Source organism: Bradyrhizobium manausense, assembly GCF_018129685.1.
Taxonomy (GTDB): Bacteria; Pseudomonadota; Alphaproteobacteria; order Rhizobiales; family Xanthobacteraceae; genus Bradyrhizobium; species Bradyrhizobium manausense_D.
On the sequence record NZ_JAFCLG010000014.1, the window covers coordinates 82120 to 99206 of the forward strand.

Consider the following 17087-nt stretch of genomic DNA (forward strand, 5'->3'; position numbering starts at 1 on the left):
TCAGGCCGCGGTCGACCCGAACTCGGGGACCGCATCCTTCAGGATGGTCCTGATGGTCGCCCGGTCGTCGCGTGCGATGGCCTGGTCGAGCGCCGCAATCCATTTGCGCAGCGTCTGCATCGGCGGCTCGTTCGGTTGCGCGGCCATGATGCCGGCAACGCCGATCTCGCGGGTCGGCTCTTCCGAAGCAAACAGGATTTCGTGCAGTCGCTCGCCCGGCCGCATGCCGGTGAACACGATCTCGATATCGTGGCCGGGCTGCAGGCCGGAGAGACGGATCATCCGCTCCGCAAGATCGACGATCTTCACCGGCTGCCCCATGTTGAGGACGTAGACCGAAACGTCGGCCCGCGCCGTGCCGAGCGCGTGCGTCGCCGCCGTGATGACGAGGTCGCAGGCCTCGCGGATGGTCATGAAATAACGGACCATGTCGGGATGCGTCACCGTCACCGGACCGCCGGCCTCGATCTGGGCCTTGAATTTCGGCACCACCGAGCCGTTCGAAGCCAGCACGTTGCCGAAACGGACCGAGATCAGCCGCATCGGCGGCTTGGCGCCGCCGCTTGCCGCGGCAAGGTCATGGTCGAGCGCCTGGCAGTACATTTCGGCGAAGCGCTTGGTCAGGCCCAGCATCGACACCGGCTCGATCGCCTTGTCGGTCGAGATCATCACCATGGCTTCGGCGCCGGCGGCAAGCGCTGCGTCGGCCACGTTGATCGAGCCGAAGATGTTGGTCTTGACGCCCTCGCTCCAGTCGCGCTCGAGGATCGGCACGTGCTTGAGCGCTGCGGCGTGGAACACGATGTCGGGTTTGAACTCGGCCATCAGGCGCATGACGCGCTCGCGGTCGCGGATGTCGGCGATCCGTCCCTCGATCGCAGCATTGGTTCCCTGCGCGGCCAGCGTCTCGGTGACCGCGTAGAGCGCCGGCTCGGAATTCTCCAGGATCAGCAGGCGCGCGGCGCCGAAGGCGACGACACGCTCGCAGATCTCCGAGCCGATCGAACCGCCGCCGCCGGTGACGATCACCGCCTTGCCCCTGATCAGCGCTTCGAGGCGCGCATAGTCGATCTTCTCGCTCGGCCGGAGCAGGAGATCCTCGACTGCGACAGCCGTCAGCCGCGGCGTGTCGCCGCTCTCCAGCGAGGGCATGCGGTTGACGATCACACCCAGCTTGCGCACCCGCATCAGAATCGATTCCGGATGGGCCTCCGGCTCGAACGCCGAGGCCGTCATCACCACGCGCGTGATCGCCTTGTTGCGTTTGGCGAAGTCGGCGACGACGTCCTCGATGTCGTCGATCCCGCCCAGCACCGGCACGTTGCGGATCGACTGGCCGCGGTCCGCGTTCGACGGCGACAACACGCCGACCGGCCAGATCCGCTTGATCGCACCGCTCTCGATGCCGCGCAGAAGCACCTCGGCGTCCGCAGCGCGGCCGATCAGCAGTGTCGGCGCGGCATCGTCGGTGCGGGCATGGCGCCGCACCCGCGTGTAGCGGAAGTAGCGATAGGCCATCCGCAAGGCGCTGAGGGCAAAGATCTCGAGGAACCAGTAGAGGACGATCGTCACCTTGCCGAGGAAGAAGGCGCCGCGGACGTTGGGCGCCACGAAGATGTAGTCCAGCGCCAGCAGCGCGACCGTCAGCACGGTGGCGACGCGGATGATGTTCATCGCGTCCGGCAGCGAGATGAAGCGCCATTTGGTCGTGGTCAGGTTGAAGATGAAGAACACGACCACGCTGAAGGCGAGGAAATAGGGCAGGATCCGGAAGAGCAGCGGCAAACGGTCGTAGAAGCCGTCGCCCCCCTCGAAGCGCAGATAGAACGCCGCGAACAGCGCCGCCGTCGTCGCCAGCAGGTCGTGGAGCGCGATCATGAAATTGCGCAAGGTAAGATGCGAAAGACGCGTCATCCGCCGACCGATGAATATCCCAACAGGTGCAACCCAACCGCGCTGATAGCCCATCTCGACAGGACTTGCCAGCTTAAGACTTGCCAGCTTGAGACTTGCCAGCTTGAGACTTGCCGGCCGCGCGGCCGCTCAGGAGCCTGCTTCCCCCGCCTTCGCCTCGGCCTGCCGTGCCCGGATCACCATGCCGCCGGCGACGCCGACGCCGATGACGTACATCCAGCCCTCGTGGAAGTCGAACAAATGCGAGTTGAACAGCGAGGTGAAGGCGTTTTGCACCACGACCAGGAGGCCGATCCACCTCGCAAACCCCTCGCCGCGAAACAGCTGAAAATGGAAGATCCAGATCGCGTAGAGAATCGCGATGCCGATGGCGCCCCACTGGATGGCGACATGCAGCGTCTGGTTATGCGGGTTCGGAAAAACCCTGACGCCCCGAACCCATGAGGGCTCCTGCGCGGCCCTCTCGAACAGTCCCTCCGAGGAGCCGGTGCCATGCCCCGCAAGCGGGGCCCGCACGAAAAACTGGACCGCATGCCGCCAATATTCCAGGCGCTCGCCCATGGATGTCGGCTCGCTCTGTTGCATGTAGAGACGGTAGTCGCGCGAAAACGTCTCGACGGTCTTGCGCAATGGGGGTGAAGCCTGCCAGGCAATCGCGAAGCAGGCGACCAGCGCGGCGAAGATGATCGCGATGCTGCGCCATCTCAAATGAAGCAATGCGAACACGCCGAGCATGATCGGCGCGGTGACCAGCGCGGTGCGCGACACCACCACGAAGGCCATGTTGACCAGAAAGCTCAGCGCCAGCGCCGTCAGCAGAGCCGCGGGCCAGTAGCGCTTCTCGCGCAGCAGCATCGTCACGGGATAGGCGAGCGCCACCGCGCACAGCGTGAATTCCTGGCTCTGGTCGATGTAGTTCTTGACGAAGATGCCGCGTTCGAGAACGCCCTCGGCCTTGAGCGATAGTCCAGGATAGAACACGACCAGCCACGACATCACGGACAACAGCGCGCAGGACACCAGGAAGGCGATGAAGATCCAGTTTCCGCGGGGCGAGCGCTCGAAATGATAGAGCAGCACCGGCAGCACCAGCAGCTTGACGGTCGGCCCGACCGCATAGAGGCGCACGCCCCACGCCGCGTCCGACCACAGCGTTCCCACCAGGGCGAGCACGAACAGCGCGATCGGCGCCGCGCAGATCGGACGCATCAGCGATTGCAGGAATGCCCTGACGTCGAGAAACGGCACCATGCAGACCAGGAACGCGGCATTGAAAATGGCCGTGAGCGACGTCGACCATGGCAACGCGGCCGCGGTCAGGATCGCGAACAGATCGACGGTCTCGCTCCAGGCCGCCGGGCTGCGGAAACGCCGCCACAGCACCTGCGCGGTCGTCTCCTGCGCAAGTGCCGTCACTTGATCTCTCCACGCGCGCGGTGCACCAGCGCCGTCGTGCTGAAGCCCTGGAGGATGTCGACCAGCACGACCACCCCGCCCGCGGCCTCGACGATGTCGTGGCCGACCACCTGCTCGCGGGTGTAGTCGCCGCCCTTCACCAGCACGCTCGGCGTGATCCGCTTGATCAAATCGATCGGCGTGTCCTCTTCGAAGACGACGACGAGATCGACGGCCTCGAGTGCGGCCAGCACTTCGGCACGGGCCCGCTCGTCCTGGACCGGGCGGTCCGCGCCCTTCAGCCGCCGCACCGAGGCATCGCTGTTCAGCCCGACGATCAGGCGGTCGCAGGCGGCACGCGCCGCGGTCAGCACCTTGACGTGGCCGGGATGCAGGATGTCGAAGCAGCCGTTGGTGAAGCCGACGCGCAGCCCCTGCTCCTTCCATTCGGCGAGCTGGACCTCGAGCGCTTCGGGCGCGCTCACGACCTTCTCCTCGGCCGCCAGAGTGGCATGCGGCAGGATCTTTCGCCGCAGCTCCGCCACGCTGACGCTGGCCGTGCCCCGCTTGCCGACGGCGACCGCGGCGGCCGCACTCGCCATGCGCAGCGCCGTGTCCCAGTCCGCACCCGCCGCGAGCGAGACCGCCAGCGCGGCGGCGACGGTGTCGCCGGCACCGGAGACGTCGCGCACCTTGACCGGGACGGCAGGAACATGGACGGCCTCGCCGCTGCGCGGCACCAGCGTCATGCCGTGCTCGCCCTGCGTGACCAGGATGGCCTCGCAATCGGCCAGCCGCATCACGTCCTCGCTGGCATCGGCGATGCTTTGCGGCGTGTCGGCGCGGCTGCGGGTGGTTTCAGAGAATTCCTTGCGGTTGGGCGTGAGCAGGGTGGCGCCGCGATAGATCGCCCAGTTCAGGCTCTTGGGATCGACGATCACACGCTTGCCGGCTTTCCGCGCCGCATCGATGGTGTGGCGGATCACGCGCGCGGTCAGCACGCCCTTGGCATAGTCCGACAGCAGCACGATATCGGCGCGCGCGATCTGCGGCAGGATCGCCTCGATCAGCCGGGTCTCGACCTCGCCCGTGGCCGCGATCGCCTGCTCCCAATCCGCGCGCAGCATGTGCGTGGAGAAATGCTCGGAGACGAAGCGCACCTTTCGCGTGGTCGGCCGCGACGGGTCGCTCACCAGCACGCTCTCGATGCCCGCACAGTCCGCCAGCGCGCCCCTGAGCCGCGCGCCCGCATCGTCGTTGCCGACGAGGCCGACGAAGACGCAGCGCGCGCCGAGCGAGGCGATGTTGCGCGCGACGTTGCCCGCGCCGCCGATGTGAATCTCGCTGCGCTGGGCAACGATGACGGGCGTCGGCGCTTCCGGCGAAATCCGCGACACCTCGCCATAGACGAACTCGTCCAGCATGATGTCGCCGATGCAGAGCACCGTGCGGCCGGAGATGGCGTGCGCGAGGGCATCGAAATCGAGAATGGGCGTCGGCATGATCCTGCTACCTCAGCGGAAGCGGTCGGCGCGGTCGAGATAATTCCCGACATAGGCCTTCACCGCGTCCTCGAGCGTCGTGAAGCCGCCGTTATAGCCGGCGCGATGGAGCCGATCGACCTTGCTCTCGGTGAAATATTGATAGCTGCCGCGAATCTGTTCGGGCATGTCGATATATTCGATGTTGGGCCTGGTGCCGAGCGCGGCATAGGCGGCGAGCATCAGATCCTTGAAACTGCGCGCCTTGCCGGTGCCGACATTGAACAGGCCGGACACCGCAGGCGTCGCCAGCAGCCACAGGATGACGCGGACGACGTCGTCGACATAGATGAAATCGCGGCGCTGGTCGCCGTCGGCGATGCCGTCGCGATGCGACTTGAACAGCTGCACGACGCGGCCCGCTTTCACGTCGTCGAAGCGGCGCGCCAGCACGCTCATCATCGTGCCCTTGTGGTATTCGTTCGGGCCGAACACGTTGAAGAACTTCAGGCCCGCCCATTGCGGCGGCAGCGTCTCGCCGCGCGCGAGGCGCTCCGCGACCTTAAGATCGAACAGCTGCTTGCTCCAGCCGTAGAGATTCATCGGCCGCAGCTTCTTCAGCGCCGGCAGCGCGGCGTCGTCGTCAAAGCCTTCCGCGCCGTCGCCATAGGTCGCAGCCGAGGACGCGTAGATCAGCGGCACCGCGTTCGCCGTGCACCAGTCCAAGAGGCGCATCGAGAAGCGGAAATTGGTCTCGATGACGAGATCGCCGTCGGTCGCGGTGGTCTCGGAAATCGCCCCCAGATGGATCACGGCATCGAGCTTGCGGCCCTTCAGCCAGGCAGGCAGTTCGGCCGGGGGCACGATATCCACAAGCTGGCGCTTGGCGAGGTTGCGCCATTTGCCGTCGCTGCCGAGCAGGTCGCAGACCACGACGTCGGCGCGGCCGGCCTCGTTCAGCGCAGCCACGACATTCGATCCGATAAAACCGGCTCCGCCGGTCACCAGCAACATTCCAACGACCCTGCCCGAATTCTGTGGCCCGAACCCTGCCGTAGCGCATCATCCGGGAAAGTGTAAGCATTTTGGGCAGACGCTTTTGGACCCGCGCGTCTGCCGGCTTTACCTGCCGGCCCGGAGCGGCTAACCGAACCGCCTGATCAGAGCGTTTGCGGTCCCATTAACGAATGAACCAAGATTCGCAGTTTGGTGAAGGTGAGGATCGGAGCGATACACGCCCGATCCTGATCGTCCCCTATATGTGGATCGGCGATTTCGTCCGGAACCACACCGTCGTCCGGGTCCTGAAGGAGCGTTGGCCCAACCGGCCGGTGGACCTTCTGACCACGCCCCTCTGCGCCCCGCTGGTCGACTACATGCCCGGCGTGCGCGAAGGCATCGTCTGGGACCTTCCCCGCAGCCGCCTCGCCGTGGGCCGCCAGTTCGGTCTGGCAAAGCTCCTGCGGAAACGGAACTACGGCACGGCCCTGGTGCTGCCGCGGACCTGGAAAGCGGCCATTGCGCCCGCGCTGGCCGGCATCCCCGAGCGCGTTGGTTTCGTCGGCGAGTTCAGGTTCGGCCTGCTCAACCGCTGGCGCTGGGGCGAAAAGAAGCTGCCCCGCTTCATCGACAAGAACGCCGCCCTGGCCCGGCCCGACGGTGCGCCCCTGCCGCCGGAATGGCCGGTGCCGCAATTGCGGGTCCCGCCTGAGGAGATCGCCCAATGGCGCGAGGCCAATGGTCTGAGCGCCGGCGCCGCCGTGGCGCTCGCCCCGGGCTCGGTCGGGGTCTCCAAGCGTTGGACCTCCTATCCCGAAGCCGCCCGCCTGCTGGTCGAGCGCGGCCTGGAGGTCTGGGTGGTCGGCGGGCCCGCCGAAAAGGGCCTGGCCCAGGAGATCGTCGCCGCTGGCGGCCCTGGGACCGCTGGCGGCCCTGGGACCGCTAGCGGCCCGGGGACCGCGAGCGGCCCGGGGGTGCGCGACCTCACCGGCTCCGATCTGCGCAACGGGATCCTTGCCATGGCCGCAGCCGGCGTCGCCATCTCCAATGATTCAGGCCTGATGCACATCGCGGCCGCCCTCGGCACGCCCACCATGGGCATCTTCGGCCCGACCAGCCCCTATCTTTGGGCACCGTTGAACGGCCTTGCCGCAACGGTCGTGCAAAACAAGAGCGTGCTGTCGTGCCAGCCCTGCCAGAGCACGGTCTGCAAGATGAACGACCACCGCTGCATGCGGGATATTGCGGCGGCCGAGGTGGTGGCGATTGCGCAGCGGGTGCTGGGACACGACTGACAGCCCGAGCGGTTCCGTCTCTCCTTACCGATGAGCCTTTCCGCGCGCCGGAGGCAAACGCGCGGTGTCGATGACGTGATCACGCCCTTTGGCCAACCAAACGCTTAACCAGCGGATTAACGCGCATGAAATAAATCAAACCTAGGTTGCGATCGGACATATTTTCAGGGTTTGAAGCAGATGAAGCCTGTATGCGCTGGATGCCACGAGGACGTGCGGCTTCCCTTCGAATTCAAGATGGCCTTTCAGCCGATCGTCGACCTGAACGCACAGCGGGTCTGGGGATACGAGGCGCTCGTGCGAGGCGCCAATGGCGAGTCCGCCTTCTCCATTCTAAGTCAGGTCAATGACGATATCCGCTACCGTTTCGATCAGGCTTCTCGCGTGATGGCCATCGAAACCGCAGGCGCGTTGTTCGAGGGCAGGGATCTGAGGCTGTCGATCAACTTCATGCCGAACGCGGTTTACGAACCAAGCGCCTGCATTCAGAAATCCCTCGCCGCCGCCAGGCGAGCGCAGTTTCCTCACGACAACCTCATGTTCGAGTTCACGGAAAACGAAAGGATGACGGATCCTGCGCACGTCCAGCGGATCGTTGACGCCTATCGCAAGTTCGGCTTCTGGACCGCACTCGACGATTTCGGCGCCGGATATGCAGGGCTCGGCCTCTTGGCGCGCTGGCAACCGGACCTCATCAAGATCGACATGGAACTCCTGCGGGACATTCATCTCAGCCGCGCAAAACAGGCGATCATCGCAGGAATCGTCGGCATTGCGCGCACGCTGGATATTGAAGTGCTGGCCGAGGGAATCGAAAACGAACAGGAGCTGGCTGTTCTGCGGGCTGCGGGAATCTCGCTGTTTCAAGGATATCATTTCGCCAAGCCGGCGTTGATGGCGTTACCGGCTGTTCCAATGATGCGCGAGAATTCTACGATCCAGATCGCGATTTGAGTTTTTGCTCTTGCCAATGACCCACCCGGCCCGAAGACCGGGTGGTGTTCGGATTGAGCCTCAGTGATGCATCTTTCCGCGCGCCGGAGGCAGCAGCACGGTGTCGATCACGTGGATGACGCCGTTCGACGCCTCGATGTCAGGCTGAATCACATGCGCATCGTTGACGGTGACGCCGAAATTGCCATTCACGCTCACTGACTGGCCCTCGACGGTCGCGACCTTGAGCGACTTGCCCGCCACGTCGGCCGCCTTCACGCGCCCGGGAATAACATGATACTTGAGGATCGCAGCGAGCTTGGCCTTGTTCTTGAGCAACGACTCGACCGTTCCCGGCGGCAACTTTGCAAATGCAGCGTCGTTGGGCGCGAACACCGTGAACGGGCCCTTGCCCTTCAGCGTGTGAACGAGGCCCGCGGCCTTGACGGCGGTGATGAGCGTGGTGAACGACCCCGCCGAGACTGCGGTGTCCACGATGTCGGCGGCGCGTGCCAAGGACGAACCGAGCAGGCCGGCCACCAGGGCGGTTCCAGCCACCAACGAACGAATTGCGGGCGTCATCATTTTCTCCGAGTTGCTTTGGGTGAGTTTCAAGCGCCGGATGCGCACGAGATCGCGCCTCCACGGTACGATCGTGTGCGATCGACCTTGGCGAAACGCAGCCGCGCCACGGCTGGATCACCTGCCGGCCCGATAATTCTGCGGCGCAGTGCCGCGCTCAGTCCTCGACCATGCCGATGAACTCCTGACGCGAGATCGGGTTGTCCCGAAAGCACCCGAGCATGCAGCTGGTCACCATGTCCGATCCGACTTTCTGGACGCCGCGGCTCGACATGCAGTGATGATTGGCCTTGATGATGACGCCGACGCCCTGCGGCTTGAGAGCCTTCTGAATCGCCGACGCGATTTCCGACGTCATGCGCTCCTGGATTTGAAATCGTTTCGCATAGGCCTGCACGACCCGCGCGAGTTTCGAGATGCCGACGACGCGACCATTCGGAACGTAAGCGACCCAGGCGCGGCCTATGATGGGCGCGATATGATGCTCGCAATGGCTCTCGAAGGAAATCCCGCGCAGGATGACCATCTCCTCGTAACCACCGGTCTCGTCGAAAGTCTTGTCGAGGATCTGGATCGGATCCTGCCTGTAGCCGGCAAAATATTCCTCGAACGCTCGCGCGGCCCGGGCCGGTGTTTCCAGCAGGCCCGGCCTGTCCGGATCGTCGCCCGCCCAGCGGATGAGGGTCCGAAACGCAGCCTCGGCTTCCTCGCGGCTCGGCCGCTGCTGCCAATCGAGAGCAATACCGGTATCTGCAATCACCCTAGGTCGCCTTTTCCCGTTAATTTGAGCGCGACCAACACAACGCGCAGCGGACCCGCTTGGATCACTTGCGAGCCGCAGCGCACGTCAGCTCAGGGTCTTGATCACGAAGTCCTTGAGGCGCTGCGCGGGCCTCGGGAGACGATCGCGCTCCAGGATCGCGATTTCGGTATCCTTCAGGTCGGGCATCGGCTTTCCGTCCACGACATGCAGGTCGGGAGGGACCATGTCCTTCGGCAGCACCGTGACCCCGAGCCGGGGGCGCACGGCCGCAAGCGTCCCGGCCAGCGAGCCGCAGGTATAGGCGACCGACGAAGCGCCATCGCCATTCAGAAGGAAATCGACAGACAGGATTCCCACTCAGGTAAGGGGTGAGTCCGCTTCAGTTGTCGCAGAGCGGCACGGATTTGGAAGTGAGCGGTTTTGCTCAGCGGCTGAGCTTCAAACAGTTCAATGTTGACTGCGTTGCCGCCTCGACCGTCGGCACCTGCTAGGCGACCCCCTGAAAGGAGGACGCTATGGATAACTACATTCACGAAGAGAACCTGGCTCTATTCAAGAAACGCCTCGCCGAGCCCCATGGCGAGGCCCAGCACGCAACGCTTGTGAAGCTTCTCGCCGACGAAGAAGCCAAGGACCGGCTGCCAAAAAAGGACCGTGAAGCAGGTTCCGCAAGGAACCGGAGGATTGCCGGGAGCACGCCGCCAAGGCTGTAACCGCGCATGACAAGGCAACATGGCTGCGCCTCGCATGGGATGCGCAAGAGGCGGACAAACACGCCCGCTCGCAAAGCCCCTTGAAGGGGTAAGGCCCCTCAGTCGGAGGCCACCAAAATAGATTTGAACCATTCGACTCCTCGTCCGGTTGAACATGCGGAGGCGACGCCCATGATGCCGGACCAACTCGCACGCCAGGAACAAATTGCCCGCCGCCTAGAACAGTCCAGGCGCTTGCTGCGGGGTGTCGCCGACGCTAAGACTGCAAAGCGCATCGGTAATCTGATTGATGATCTTGAGCGCGAACAAGTGGAAGAAAAAGAGAAATAGGGCCGCGCCGGATCCGAGGTTGATCAAGATCTGACTCCAAATCCGATCATGGGCCGGCTTGAAAGCATCGAGGTTCCGCTCTCCCCGGACCCGCAATTCGCTTTGAGTCACACGAGACGCCAGCGCCGACGCGTGTCACGCCGCCGCCGGCTCGCCGCGCCGCCGGAGGATCTGGAGGTAGTTGGTGTTGCACGAGCGGGTCGTATGCCATTGCATGGTGAACGGCGCGAGCTCCAGACCGCAGGTCTCGACGACGGAGAAGCCGAGCGGAGCAAGCGCGCTCGCGATCTCGGTGGGGCGCATGAAGCGCCGCCAGTCGTGCGTGCCGCGCGGCAACCAGCCCAGAACATATTCCGCCCCGATGATCGCCTTGACGAACGACACCAGCGTGCGGTTCAAGGTGCCGATCACCAGCAGGCCGCCGGGGGCAACCAGACTCCCGGTCGCAGCGAGGAAGCGATCGGTGTCTGCGACGTGCTCGACGACCTCGAGCGACAGCACGATGTCGAACTGCCGCCCCTCGGCGGCCAACTCCTCGGGAACGGCCTGCCGGTAGCCGATGGGCAAACCGCTCTGGTCCGCATGGACGGTCGCCACGCGGACGTTTCGCTCGGCGGCGTCGATGCCGTGCGCGAGCGCGCCGAGACGCGCCATCGGCTCCGTCACCAGACCGGCGCCGCAACCGACGTCGAGCAGGGTCAATCCGTCGAGGGGCCGCTCCCGCCTGGGGTCGCGCACCATCAGCGCGGGGAGCCGGTTGCGGAGGTGCGCGACGCGCGCGGCATTGAAGCTGTGAACCAGCTTCATGCGGCCGTCGGGATTCCACCAATCCTCGGCGAGAGCCTCGAACCGCGCGATCTCGTCGGGATCGACGCTTCGCGCCAGACTGGTCTTCATGTCCTTGCGCAGCATTGTCAGCCTTCCTGGCGCGCAGCGCGTCGCCCGTCGCCGCGACACCGTTCGGAACAGAATTTCACGCTTTGCCAATCCCGCGCCCACTTCCGCCGCCATGCGAACGGCCGCTTGCAGACGGTGCATATCCTGGTCGGAAGGTCCGCTTTGCGTCGCATCTTCGGCATGGGAGGCTTTCCCGAAAGGAAAAGAGACCTGCCTGCGCGGCCAGGGCTCGCAGCCGGCGCATCGCCCGCACGGGCGGACATGGTCTCTCCGGAAACGACCCCGTCCGGCTTTTGGATCATTCCGCGGGCCCTTCATCGCGCCGCTGATGATCCGAAGCCGGTTCGTGATCGTTTCCTCTCCTGGCGACGCTGTCGTGCAGGACGATCAGATCAACCGGCGCGCCCTGGGCAGATGATCAAGACCTTTGCAGCTTGGATCGGCAGTTATGCGGATCATCCGGACCCTTGCTCGGCGCTGGCCGGCAAGATCGCGCTCGTGGTGGCATCCAACCAGCCGTTCTATCCGCTCTATCTGCATTGGATCGTGGGGACGGCCGCCTGGCCGGCCTGGCTCAGTTTGCTGTCGACGCCCTTCTTTCTGGCGGTCCCGGCGCTGGCGAAGAGGCATTCGCTCGCGGGCCGCGCCCTGCTTCCACTGGTCGGGGTCGGCAACACCGTCTTTTGCGTCAAGCTGCTGGGCGCCTCGTCGGGCGTCGAGCTGTTCCTGCTTCCCTGTGCGCTGCTGGGCACCATCCTGTTCCGGCCGGACGAGCGGCTGAAGACTGCGATCGTCGCCGCATTGCCCTTCATCGTTTATCTCTTCGTGGACGTCCATCTCGGCCAACCCGTGATGATGACGTCGGACTATTCGAGACTGGTCGCCTTGAATGGCATGAGCGTGGCAGCCTTGATCGCGCTGATCGGCCTGCTCTGTTCGACGCTGCTGGCAGCGCGAGAGGCCTGAGATGGCAACAACGAGGAACCCCGTCGCGAGGACGCATGTCGACATCTCTGACTGACGACCATGAGGGCAGGCCGCGGGGCGCACTGGTTCCGGCCGCCGCAGCATGGCTCGGCGGATTGGGCCTGGTGCCGTTCGTCGGGCTCTCGATCGCCTCGCTGGCCATCGAGGGCGACGTGAGGACGGCCGCGCTGCGCGGACTGCTGGCCTACGGCGCCGTGATCCTGTCGTTCCTCGGCGGCGTCCATTGGGGCGCCGCGATGACCCGGTCGATCTCGCAAACGGATGACGGTATCGATGTCGGCCGGCTCGGCATCAGTGTCGTTCCCTCGCTCGTCGGCTGGGCGTCGCTGCTGATCGATGCCCGATATGGGCTCGCCTTGTTGGCGGTCGGCTTCGCCGCGAACCTGCTGCTGGATATCCGGTCCACGCGTCGAGGTCTGGTCCCGCCGTGGTATCGCAGGCTCCGCCAGCCGCTGACGATGATCGTCGTGGTCGCACTGATCGTGGCGGAGTTCGGCCCGTGAGAGCCGTTTCCGCCGAGGCTGACGATTTTTGCGATGGTGGAACGATAGCACTGTTTTGCCCGACAGGTCAATCAATTTTCGTATAATCAGAAAAATACCGTTCCCGGGTCGCAAGTCCTTGATTCGGCTATCACCGCCTACTGTGCATGGGGTTGTTTTCGCGGCCTTGCGCGCTGCCGATCAGAGCAGCGGCCGATAGACCTCGCCGATCCGCGCCGCTTCCGCATCGAGGCTGAATTTCTCGAGCACGCGCGCCCGCCCGCGTTCGCCCATCGCCGTTGCCGCAGCCACGTCGCGCATCAACGGCTCCAGCGCCGCGGCCAGCGCATCCGCATCGCCGGTCGGGACCAGCACGCCGCTGACGCCATCCTCGACCACGAGCTCGGCAGCGCCGGCACGCGCGGCGACCAGCGCGCTGCCCGCCGCCATCGCCTCGATCAACGTCAGGCCAAAACCTTCGTTGCGTGAGGTGAAGGCATAGATCGTCAGCCGCTGATACCAGCGCTGCACGTCTTCGATTCCCAGCTCGCCGGTGATGACGATGCGCGATTGCAGGCCTGCTGCCTCGATGCGTTTTTTCAGGTCGTTGGCAAAGGGCGTCTGCTCGGCGGTGACCTGGCCGACGATGACGGCCGTGAAGTCGGGATAGCGCGGCAGCAGGCGGCACATCGCGTCGACGAAGACATCCGTCCCCTTCTGTGCGCGCACACGGCCGAAGCAGCCGATGGCGTAGCGGCCGGGCAAGCCGCTTTCCGCGAACGCGGCGGCGCGATCCTTCGGCGGCGCATAGACGTCGGTGTCGACGCCGTGCGGGATCACGGTCGCCTTGACTTTCAGGAACGAGGCCGAGATGTCCGACGTCGCGATGATCGCGTCCATTTGCCGGATCAGCCAGCGCGTGATCCAGCTATGATGCCGCTGCGCCGCCGAGGTGAAGACCAGCTTGAGCGGCCAGCCGAGCGCGCGCAGCACGACGCCCGCGATCATCTCGTTGTTGCGGCGCGCATGCCAGATCAGCGGCGTCTTGCGGCGCCATAGTTTCATGAGATCGGCGCCGCTCAGCCGTGCGATCCCCTCCGGCGCGTCCGATCCGAACCAGCCGGCGCGATAGCGTTTTGCCAGCCGCGGCGCCACCATCCGGTTGGTCGCGGTGACCCCGGAATAGCGCCTGTGCAGGTTTGGCACGATCACCTGCAGATCTTCAGGGGAATTCGCCACGTCATGCTCCGTCTGATGCGTCCCCTATACGCAACATTAAGCATAGTGACCAGTTCAGCCACGCCGATACCCCCTCTTCACCACGCAACCGTTAACGTGGCGCGTTGATCGAAGACGGGTGAGATCATGACTGTGCTAGTCACCGGCGGCGCCGGCTATATCGGAAGTCACACGGTGCTGGCGCTGGCGGAAGCCGGCGAGGACGTGGTCGTGATCGACGATCTCTCCACCGGTTTCTCCACCTATCTGCCCGAAGGCGTGCCGCTGTTCATCGGCGATGCCGGCGACGAGAACCTGGTCGAAGGCGTGATCGCCCAGCACGACATCGAGAGCATCATTCATTTCGCGGGCTCGGTCGTGGTGCCGGAGTCGATGCGCGATCCGCTCGGCTACTACCGCAACAACTTCACCACCGCGCGCAACCTGCTCAACGTCGCGGTCAAGCGCGGCATCAACCGCTTCATCTTCTCCTCAACCGCCGCCGTCTACGGCAATCCGGACCAGGTGCCGGTGCCCGAGCACGCGCCGACGCGGCCGCTGTCGCCCTATGGCTCGTCGAAGCTGATGACCGAGATCATGCTGCACGACGTCGCTTCGGCCTACGGCATGCAATACGTGACGCTGCGCTACTTCAATGTCGCGGGCGCCGATCCGCAGGCGCGCATCGGCCTTGCCACCGCCGGCGCCACGCATCTGCTCAAGATCGCGGTCGAGGCCGCGACCGGCCAGCGCGCCAAGATCGACGTCTTCGGCACCGACTATCCGACGGAGGACGGCAGCTGCATTCGCGACTTCATCCACGTCACGGACCTGTCGCAGGCCCATCGCTCGGCGCTTGCTTACCTGCGCAATGGCGGCGCCTCGACCACGCTGAATTGCGGCTATGGCCGCGGCTATTCGGTGCTGGAAACCATCGATGCCGTGCGGCGGGTCTCGGGCCGCAGCTTCGCCGTGCAATACGCCCCGCGCCGGCCGGGCGACATCATGACCATGGTCGCCGACACCACCCGCATCCGCGGCCTGCTCGACTGGAAGCCGCAATACGAGGACCTCGAGACCATCGCGGCCCACGCGCTGGCCTGGGAAGACAAGCTGTTCCGCGAGCGTCACGGCGAGCTCCGCCACGCCGTCTCGGCCTAAAATCCACCCAGGCGCAAGCCCTTAATTGGGCTTGAAAACCTCGGCTTTAGCGGGCACAGAGGCCACTCGATCCCTGACGCGCGGGCAGGCTTCTCGCCTTGGCCGTCAATGGACACCGGATGGCCCAGTTTCCAAAGAAAATCACCGACGATCCCTATGCGGCAATGGTCCTCATTCGCCGCCTGGTCATGGAACAGGGCATCGTCTACTGGCGGCGCTACCTCGTCGCCTTTGCGTTGATGGCAGCCGCCGCCGGCGCCACCGCGGGCGCGACCTACGTGCTCGGCCAGGTCATCAACCAGGCCTATGTCGACAAGAACATCCCGGGCATCGCGATGTTCTCCGGCATCACGGTGATCCTGCTCTTCATCAAGGGCGTGGCGACCTACGGCCACATGGTGATCCTGACCAAGATTTCGAACGCGATCCTCGCCACCAACCAGCGCCAGCTGTTCGCCAAGCTGATGCGCGAAAGCGTCGGCTTCTTCTCCGAACGGCATTCGTCCGAGTTCCTGGCGCGGCTGACGGCCGGCGCCAAGTCGATCACCGACGTGCTGAACATGCTGGTCAACGCCATCGGACGCGACCTCATGATGCTGCTCGCCATGATCGGCGTGATGGTGTGGCAGGATCCGCTGATGTCGCTGATCGGCCTTGTTGCGGTGCCGCCGGCGATGCTGGTGCTGCGCAAGCTGGTCAAGCGCATCAAGGGCCTCGCCTTCAACCAGTTCACCGGCACCGCCGACATCATGGAGACGATGCAGGAATCGCTGCAAGGCATCCGCACGGTCAAGGCCTTCACGCTCGAAGAGACCATGCAGAAGCGCATCGACGAGAACATCGCGATCGTCGAGCGCAACGCCAACAAGATGGCCCGGGTCGCCAACCGCTCCAATCCGTTGATGGAAATGCTCGGCGGCTTCGCCGTCGCCGGCTGCCTGCTTTACGGCGGCTACAGCGTGGTCGCGCTCAACGCCACGCCCGGCGCGTTCTTCTCGTTCATGACCGCGTTCCTGATGGCGACCGAGCCGGCCAAGCGGCTGGCGCGACTCAACATCGACCTCAACAGCCAGCTGGTCGGCGCACGCATGCTGCTCGAAGTCGTCGACAGCCCGGCGAGCGAGCATTCCGACGACGACAAGCCGGCGCTGAAGCTCACCGATGCGCGGATCGAGCTGCGCGATGTCAGCTTCTCCTACCGGACTGGCGAGACCGTGCTCAATCGCATGAGCTTCGTTGCCGAGCCCGGCAAGGTCACCGCGCTGGTCGGCCCGTCCGGCGGCGGCAAGTCGACCGTGCTGGCGCTGCTGCTGCGCTTCTACGAGGTGACGCAGGGCGACATCGTGATCGACGGCCAGTCGATCGGCGCCGTCTCCCGCAAATCGCTGCGCGCCCAGACCGCCTATGTCGGCCAGGACGTCTATCTGTTCCGCGACACGATCCGCAACAACATCGCCTTCGGCAAGCCGGGCGCGAGCGAGAACGAGATCATCGAGGCGGCGAAAGCGGCCTGCGCGCATGAGTTCATCATGGGCTTCCCGCTCGGCTACGACACGCCGGTCGGCGAGCACGGCACGCAGGTGTCGGGCGGCCAGCGCCAGCGCATTGCGGTGGCGCGCGCGCTGCTCAAGAACGCGCCGATCATCCTGCTCGATGAAGCCACCGCCGCGCTCGATTCCGAGTCCGAGAAGCAGGTGCAGGAGGCGATCGAGCATCTCTGCCAGAACCGCACCACCATCGTGATCGCGCACCGCCTGCACACCATCATGCACGCAGACAGCATCCTGGTGGTCGAGGGCGGCGAGATCGTCGAGAAGGGCCGCCATGACGAACTGCTGCGCCGCTCCGGCCGCTACGCATCGTTCTTCCGCCTGCAACATCACGACGCCGGCGCTCTGGCGCCGATCAGCGCTACCGCTTAGAGTTCCTCGTCAACC

The 17087-nt window shown here is 64.9% G+C and carries 18 protein-coding genes; 8 read left to right on the forward strand and 10 right to left on the reverse strand.

Features of this window, described 5'->3' with window-relative positions; all coding sequences use genetic code 11:
• The 4 genes from JQ621_RS26020 to rfaD all read right to left on the reverse strand — a co-directional run bounded on the left by JQ621_RS26020 (position 1) and on the right by rfaD (position 5804).
• Positions 1-1914: an SDR family NAD(P)-dependent oxidoreductase gene (locus tag JQ621_RS26020; RefSeq protein WP_212238303.1), complete on the reverse strand. Its 1914-nt coding sequence runs from the start codon at positions 1912-1914 to the stop codon at positions 1-3.
• A 129-nt stretch (positions 1915-2043) separates the two neighbouring features.
• A complete protein-coding gene (locus JQ621_RS26025; protein WP_212238305.1) occupies positions 2044-3330 on the reverse strand; it encodes an O-antigen ligase family protein in 1287 nt (428 codons plus the stop codon).
• Positions 3327-4811 (reverse strand): D-glycero-beta-D-manno-heptose-7-phosphate kinase, encoded by a 1485-nt coding sequence (gene rfaE1 / locus JQ621_RS26030; protein WP_212238307.1) that lies wholly within the window; start codon positions 4809-4811, stop codon positions 3327-3329. Before rfaE1 ends, JQ621_RS26025 begins: the two co-directional genes overlap by 4 nt.
• 12 nt (positions 4812-4823) lie before the next feature.
• Positions 4824-5804 (reverse strand): ADP-glyceromanno-heptose 6-epimerase, encoded by a 981-nt coding sequence (gene rfaD / locus JQ621_RS26035; protein ID WP_212238310.1) that lies wholly within the window; start codon positions 5802-5804, stop codon positions 4824-4826.
• A gap of 173 nt (positions 5805-5977) precedes the next feature.
• Between rfaD and waaF the strand changes: the two genes are divergently transcribed.
• Entirely contained in the window at positions 5978-7084 is a 1107-nt protein-coding gene (gene waaF, locus JQ621_RS26040) for a lipopolysaccharide heptosyltransferase II (protein WP_212238313.1), read from the forward strand.
• Positions 7085-7264: 180 nt separating this feature from the next.
• Positions 7265-8038, forward strand: coding sequence for an EAL domain-containing protein (locus JQ621_RS26045; RefSeq protein ID WP_212238479.1), 774 nt, complete (start codon positions 7265-7267; stop codon positions 8036-8038).
• 60 nt (positions 8039-8098) lie between these two features.
• Here JQ621_RS26045 and JQ621_RS26050 read toward each other — a convergent pair whose 3' ends face one another.
• The 3 genes from JQ621_RS26050 to JQ621_RS26060 all read right to left on the reverse strand — a co-directional run bounded on the left by JQ621_RS26050 (position 8099) and on the right by JQ621_RS26060 (position 9719).
• Positions 8099-8599, reverse strand: a complete 501-nt coding sequence (locus JQ621_RS26050) for a fasciclin domain-containing protein (protein ID WP_212238315.1) — start codon at positions 8597-8599, stop codon at positions 8099-8101.
• Positions 8600-8756: 157 nt separating this feature from the next.
• Positions 8757-9359 (reverse strand): GTP cyclohydrolase I FolE, encoded by a 603-nt coding sequence (gene folE / locus JQ621_RS26055; protein ID WP_212238324.1) that lies wholly within the window; start codon positions 9357-9359, stop codon positions 8757-8759.
• Between the two features lie 87 nt (positions 9360-9446).
• On the reverse strand, positions 9447-9719 hold the full coding sequence (locus JQ621_RS26060; RefSeq protein ID WP_249125579.1) for a type 2 periplasmic-binding domain-containing protein: 273 nt from the start codon (positions 9717-9719) through the stop codon (positions 9447-9449).
• Positions 9720-9877: 158 nt separating this feature from the next.
• On the opposite strand from JQ621_RS26060, the gene JQ621_RS26065 reads away from it, so the two are divergent.
• Together JQ621_RS26065 and JQ621_RS26070 are read left to right on the forward strand one after the other, a co-directional pair.
• Positions 9878-10075 (forward strand): hypothetical protein, encoded by a 198-nt coding sequence (locus tag JQ621_RS26065; protein WP_212238326.1) that lies wholly within the window; start codon positions 9878-9880, stop codon positions 10073-10075.
• Positions 10076-10246: 171 nt separating this feature from the next.
• Entirely contained in the window at positions 10247-10405 is a 159-nt protein-coding gene (locus JQ621_RS26070) for a hypothetical protein (protein ID WP_212238328.1), read from the forward strand.
• Positions 10406-10540: 135 nt separating this feature from the next.
• On the opposite strand, the gene ubiG is transcribed toward JQ621_RS26070, so the two are convergent.
• Positions 10541-11317 carry a bifunctional 2-polyprenyl-6-hydroxyphenol methylase/3-demethylubiquinol 3-O-methyltransferase UbiG gene (gene ubiG, locus JQ621_RS26075; protein WP_212238330.1) on the reverse strand — a complete coding sequence of 259 codons (777 nt, stop codon included), beginning with the start codon at positions 11315-11317 and terminating at the stop codon, positions 10541-10543.
• A gap of 2 nt (positions 11318-11319) precedes the next feature.
• Positions 11320-11604, reverse strand: a complete 285-nt coding sequence (locus JQ621_RS36060; RefSeq protein WP_409334252.1) for a DUF2256 domain-containing protein — start codon at positions 11602-11604, stop codon at positions 11320-11322.
• A gap of 112 nt (positions 11605-11716) precedes the next feature.
• On the opposite strand from JQ621_RS36060, the gene JQ621_RS26085 reads away from it, so the two are divergent.
• Together JQ621_RS26085 and JQ621_RS26090 are read left to right on the forward strand one after the other, a co-directional pair.
• A complete protein-coding gene (locus JQ621_RS26085) occupies positions 11717-12268 on the forward strand; it encodes a hypothetical protein (RefSeq protein ID WP_212238334.1) in 552 nt (183 codons plus the stop codon).
• Between the two features lie 35 nt (positions 12269-12303).
• Positions 12304-12792 carry a DUF3429 domain-containing protein gene (locus tag JQ621_RS26090; RefSeq protein WP_212238336.1) on the forward strand — a complete coding sequence of 163 codons (489 nt, stop codon included), beginning with the start codon at positions 12304-12306 and terminating at the stop codon, positions 12790-12792.
• 180 nt (positions 12793-12972) lie between these two features.
• Here JQ621_RS26090 and JQ621_RS26095 read toward each other — a convergent pair whose 3' ends face one another.
• Positions 12973-14010: a glycosyltransferase family 4 protein gene (locus tag JQ621_RS26095; protein WP_212238339.1), complete on the reverse strand. Its 1038-nt coding sequence runs from the start codon at positions 14008-14010 to the stop codon at positions 12973-12975.
• Between the two features lie 126 nt (positions 14011-14136).
• Between JQ621_RS26095 and galE the strand changes: the two genes are divergently transcribed.
• Both galE and JQ621_RS26105 read left to right on the forward strand, forming a co-directional pair.
• On the forward strand, positions 14137-15150 hold the full coding sequence (gene galE, locus JQ621_RS26100; RefSeq protein ID WP_212238341.1) for a UDP-glucose 4-epimerase GalE: 1014 nt from the start codon (positions 14137-14139) through the stop codon (positions 15148-15150).
• A 119-nt stretch (positions 15151-15269) separates the two neighbouring features.
• On the forward strand, positions 15270-17072 hold the full coding sequence (locus tag JQ621_RS26105; protein WP_212238344.1) for an ABC transporter ATP-binding protein: 1803 nt from the start codon (positions 15270-15272) through the stop codon (positions 17070-17072).
• The last annotated feature ends 15 nt before the right edge of the window (positions 17073-17087 follow it).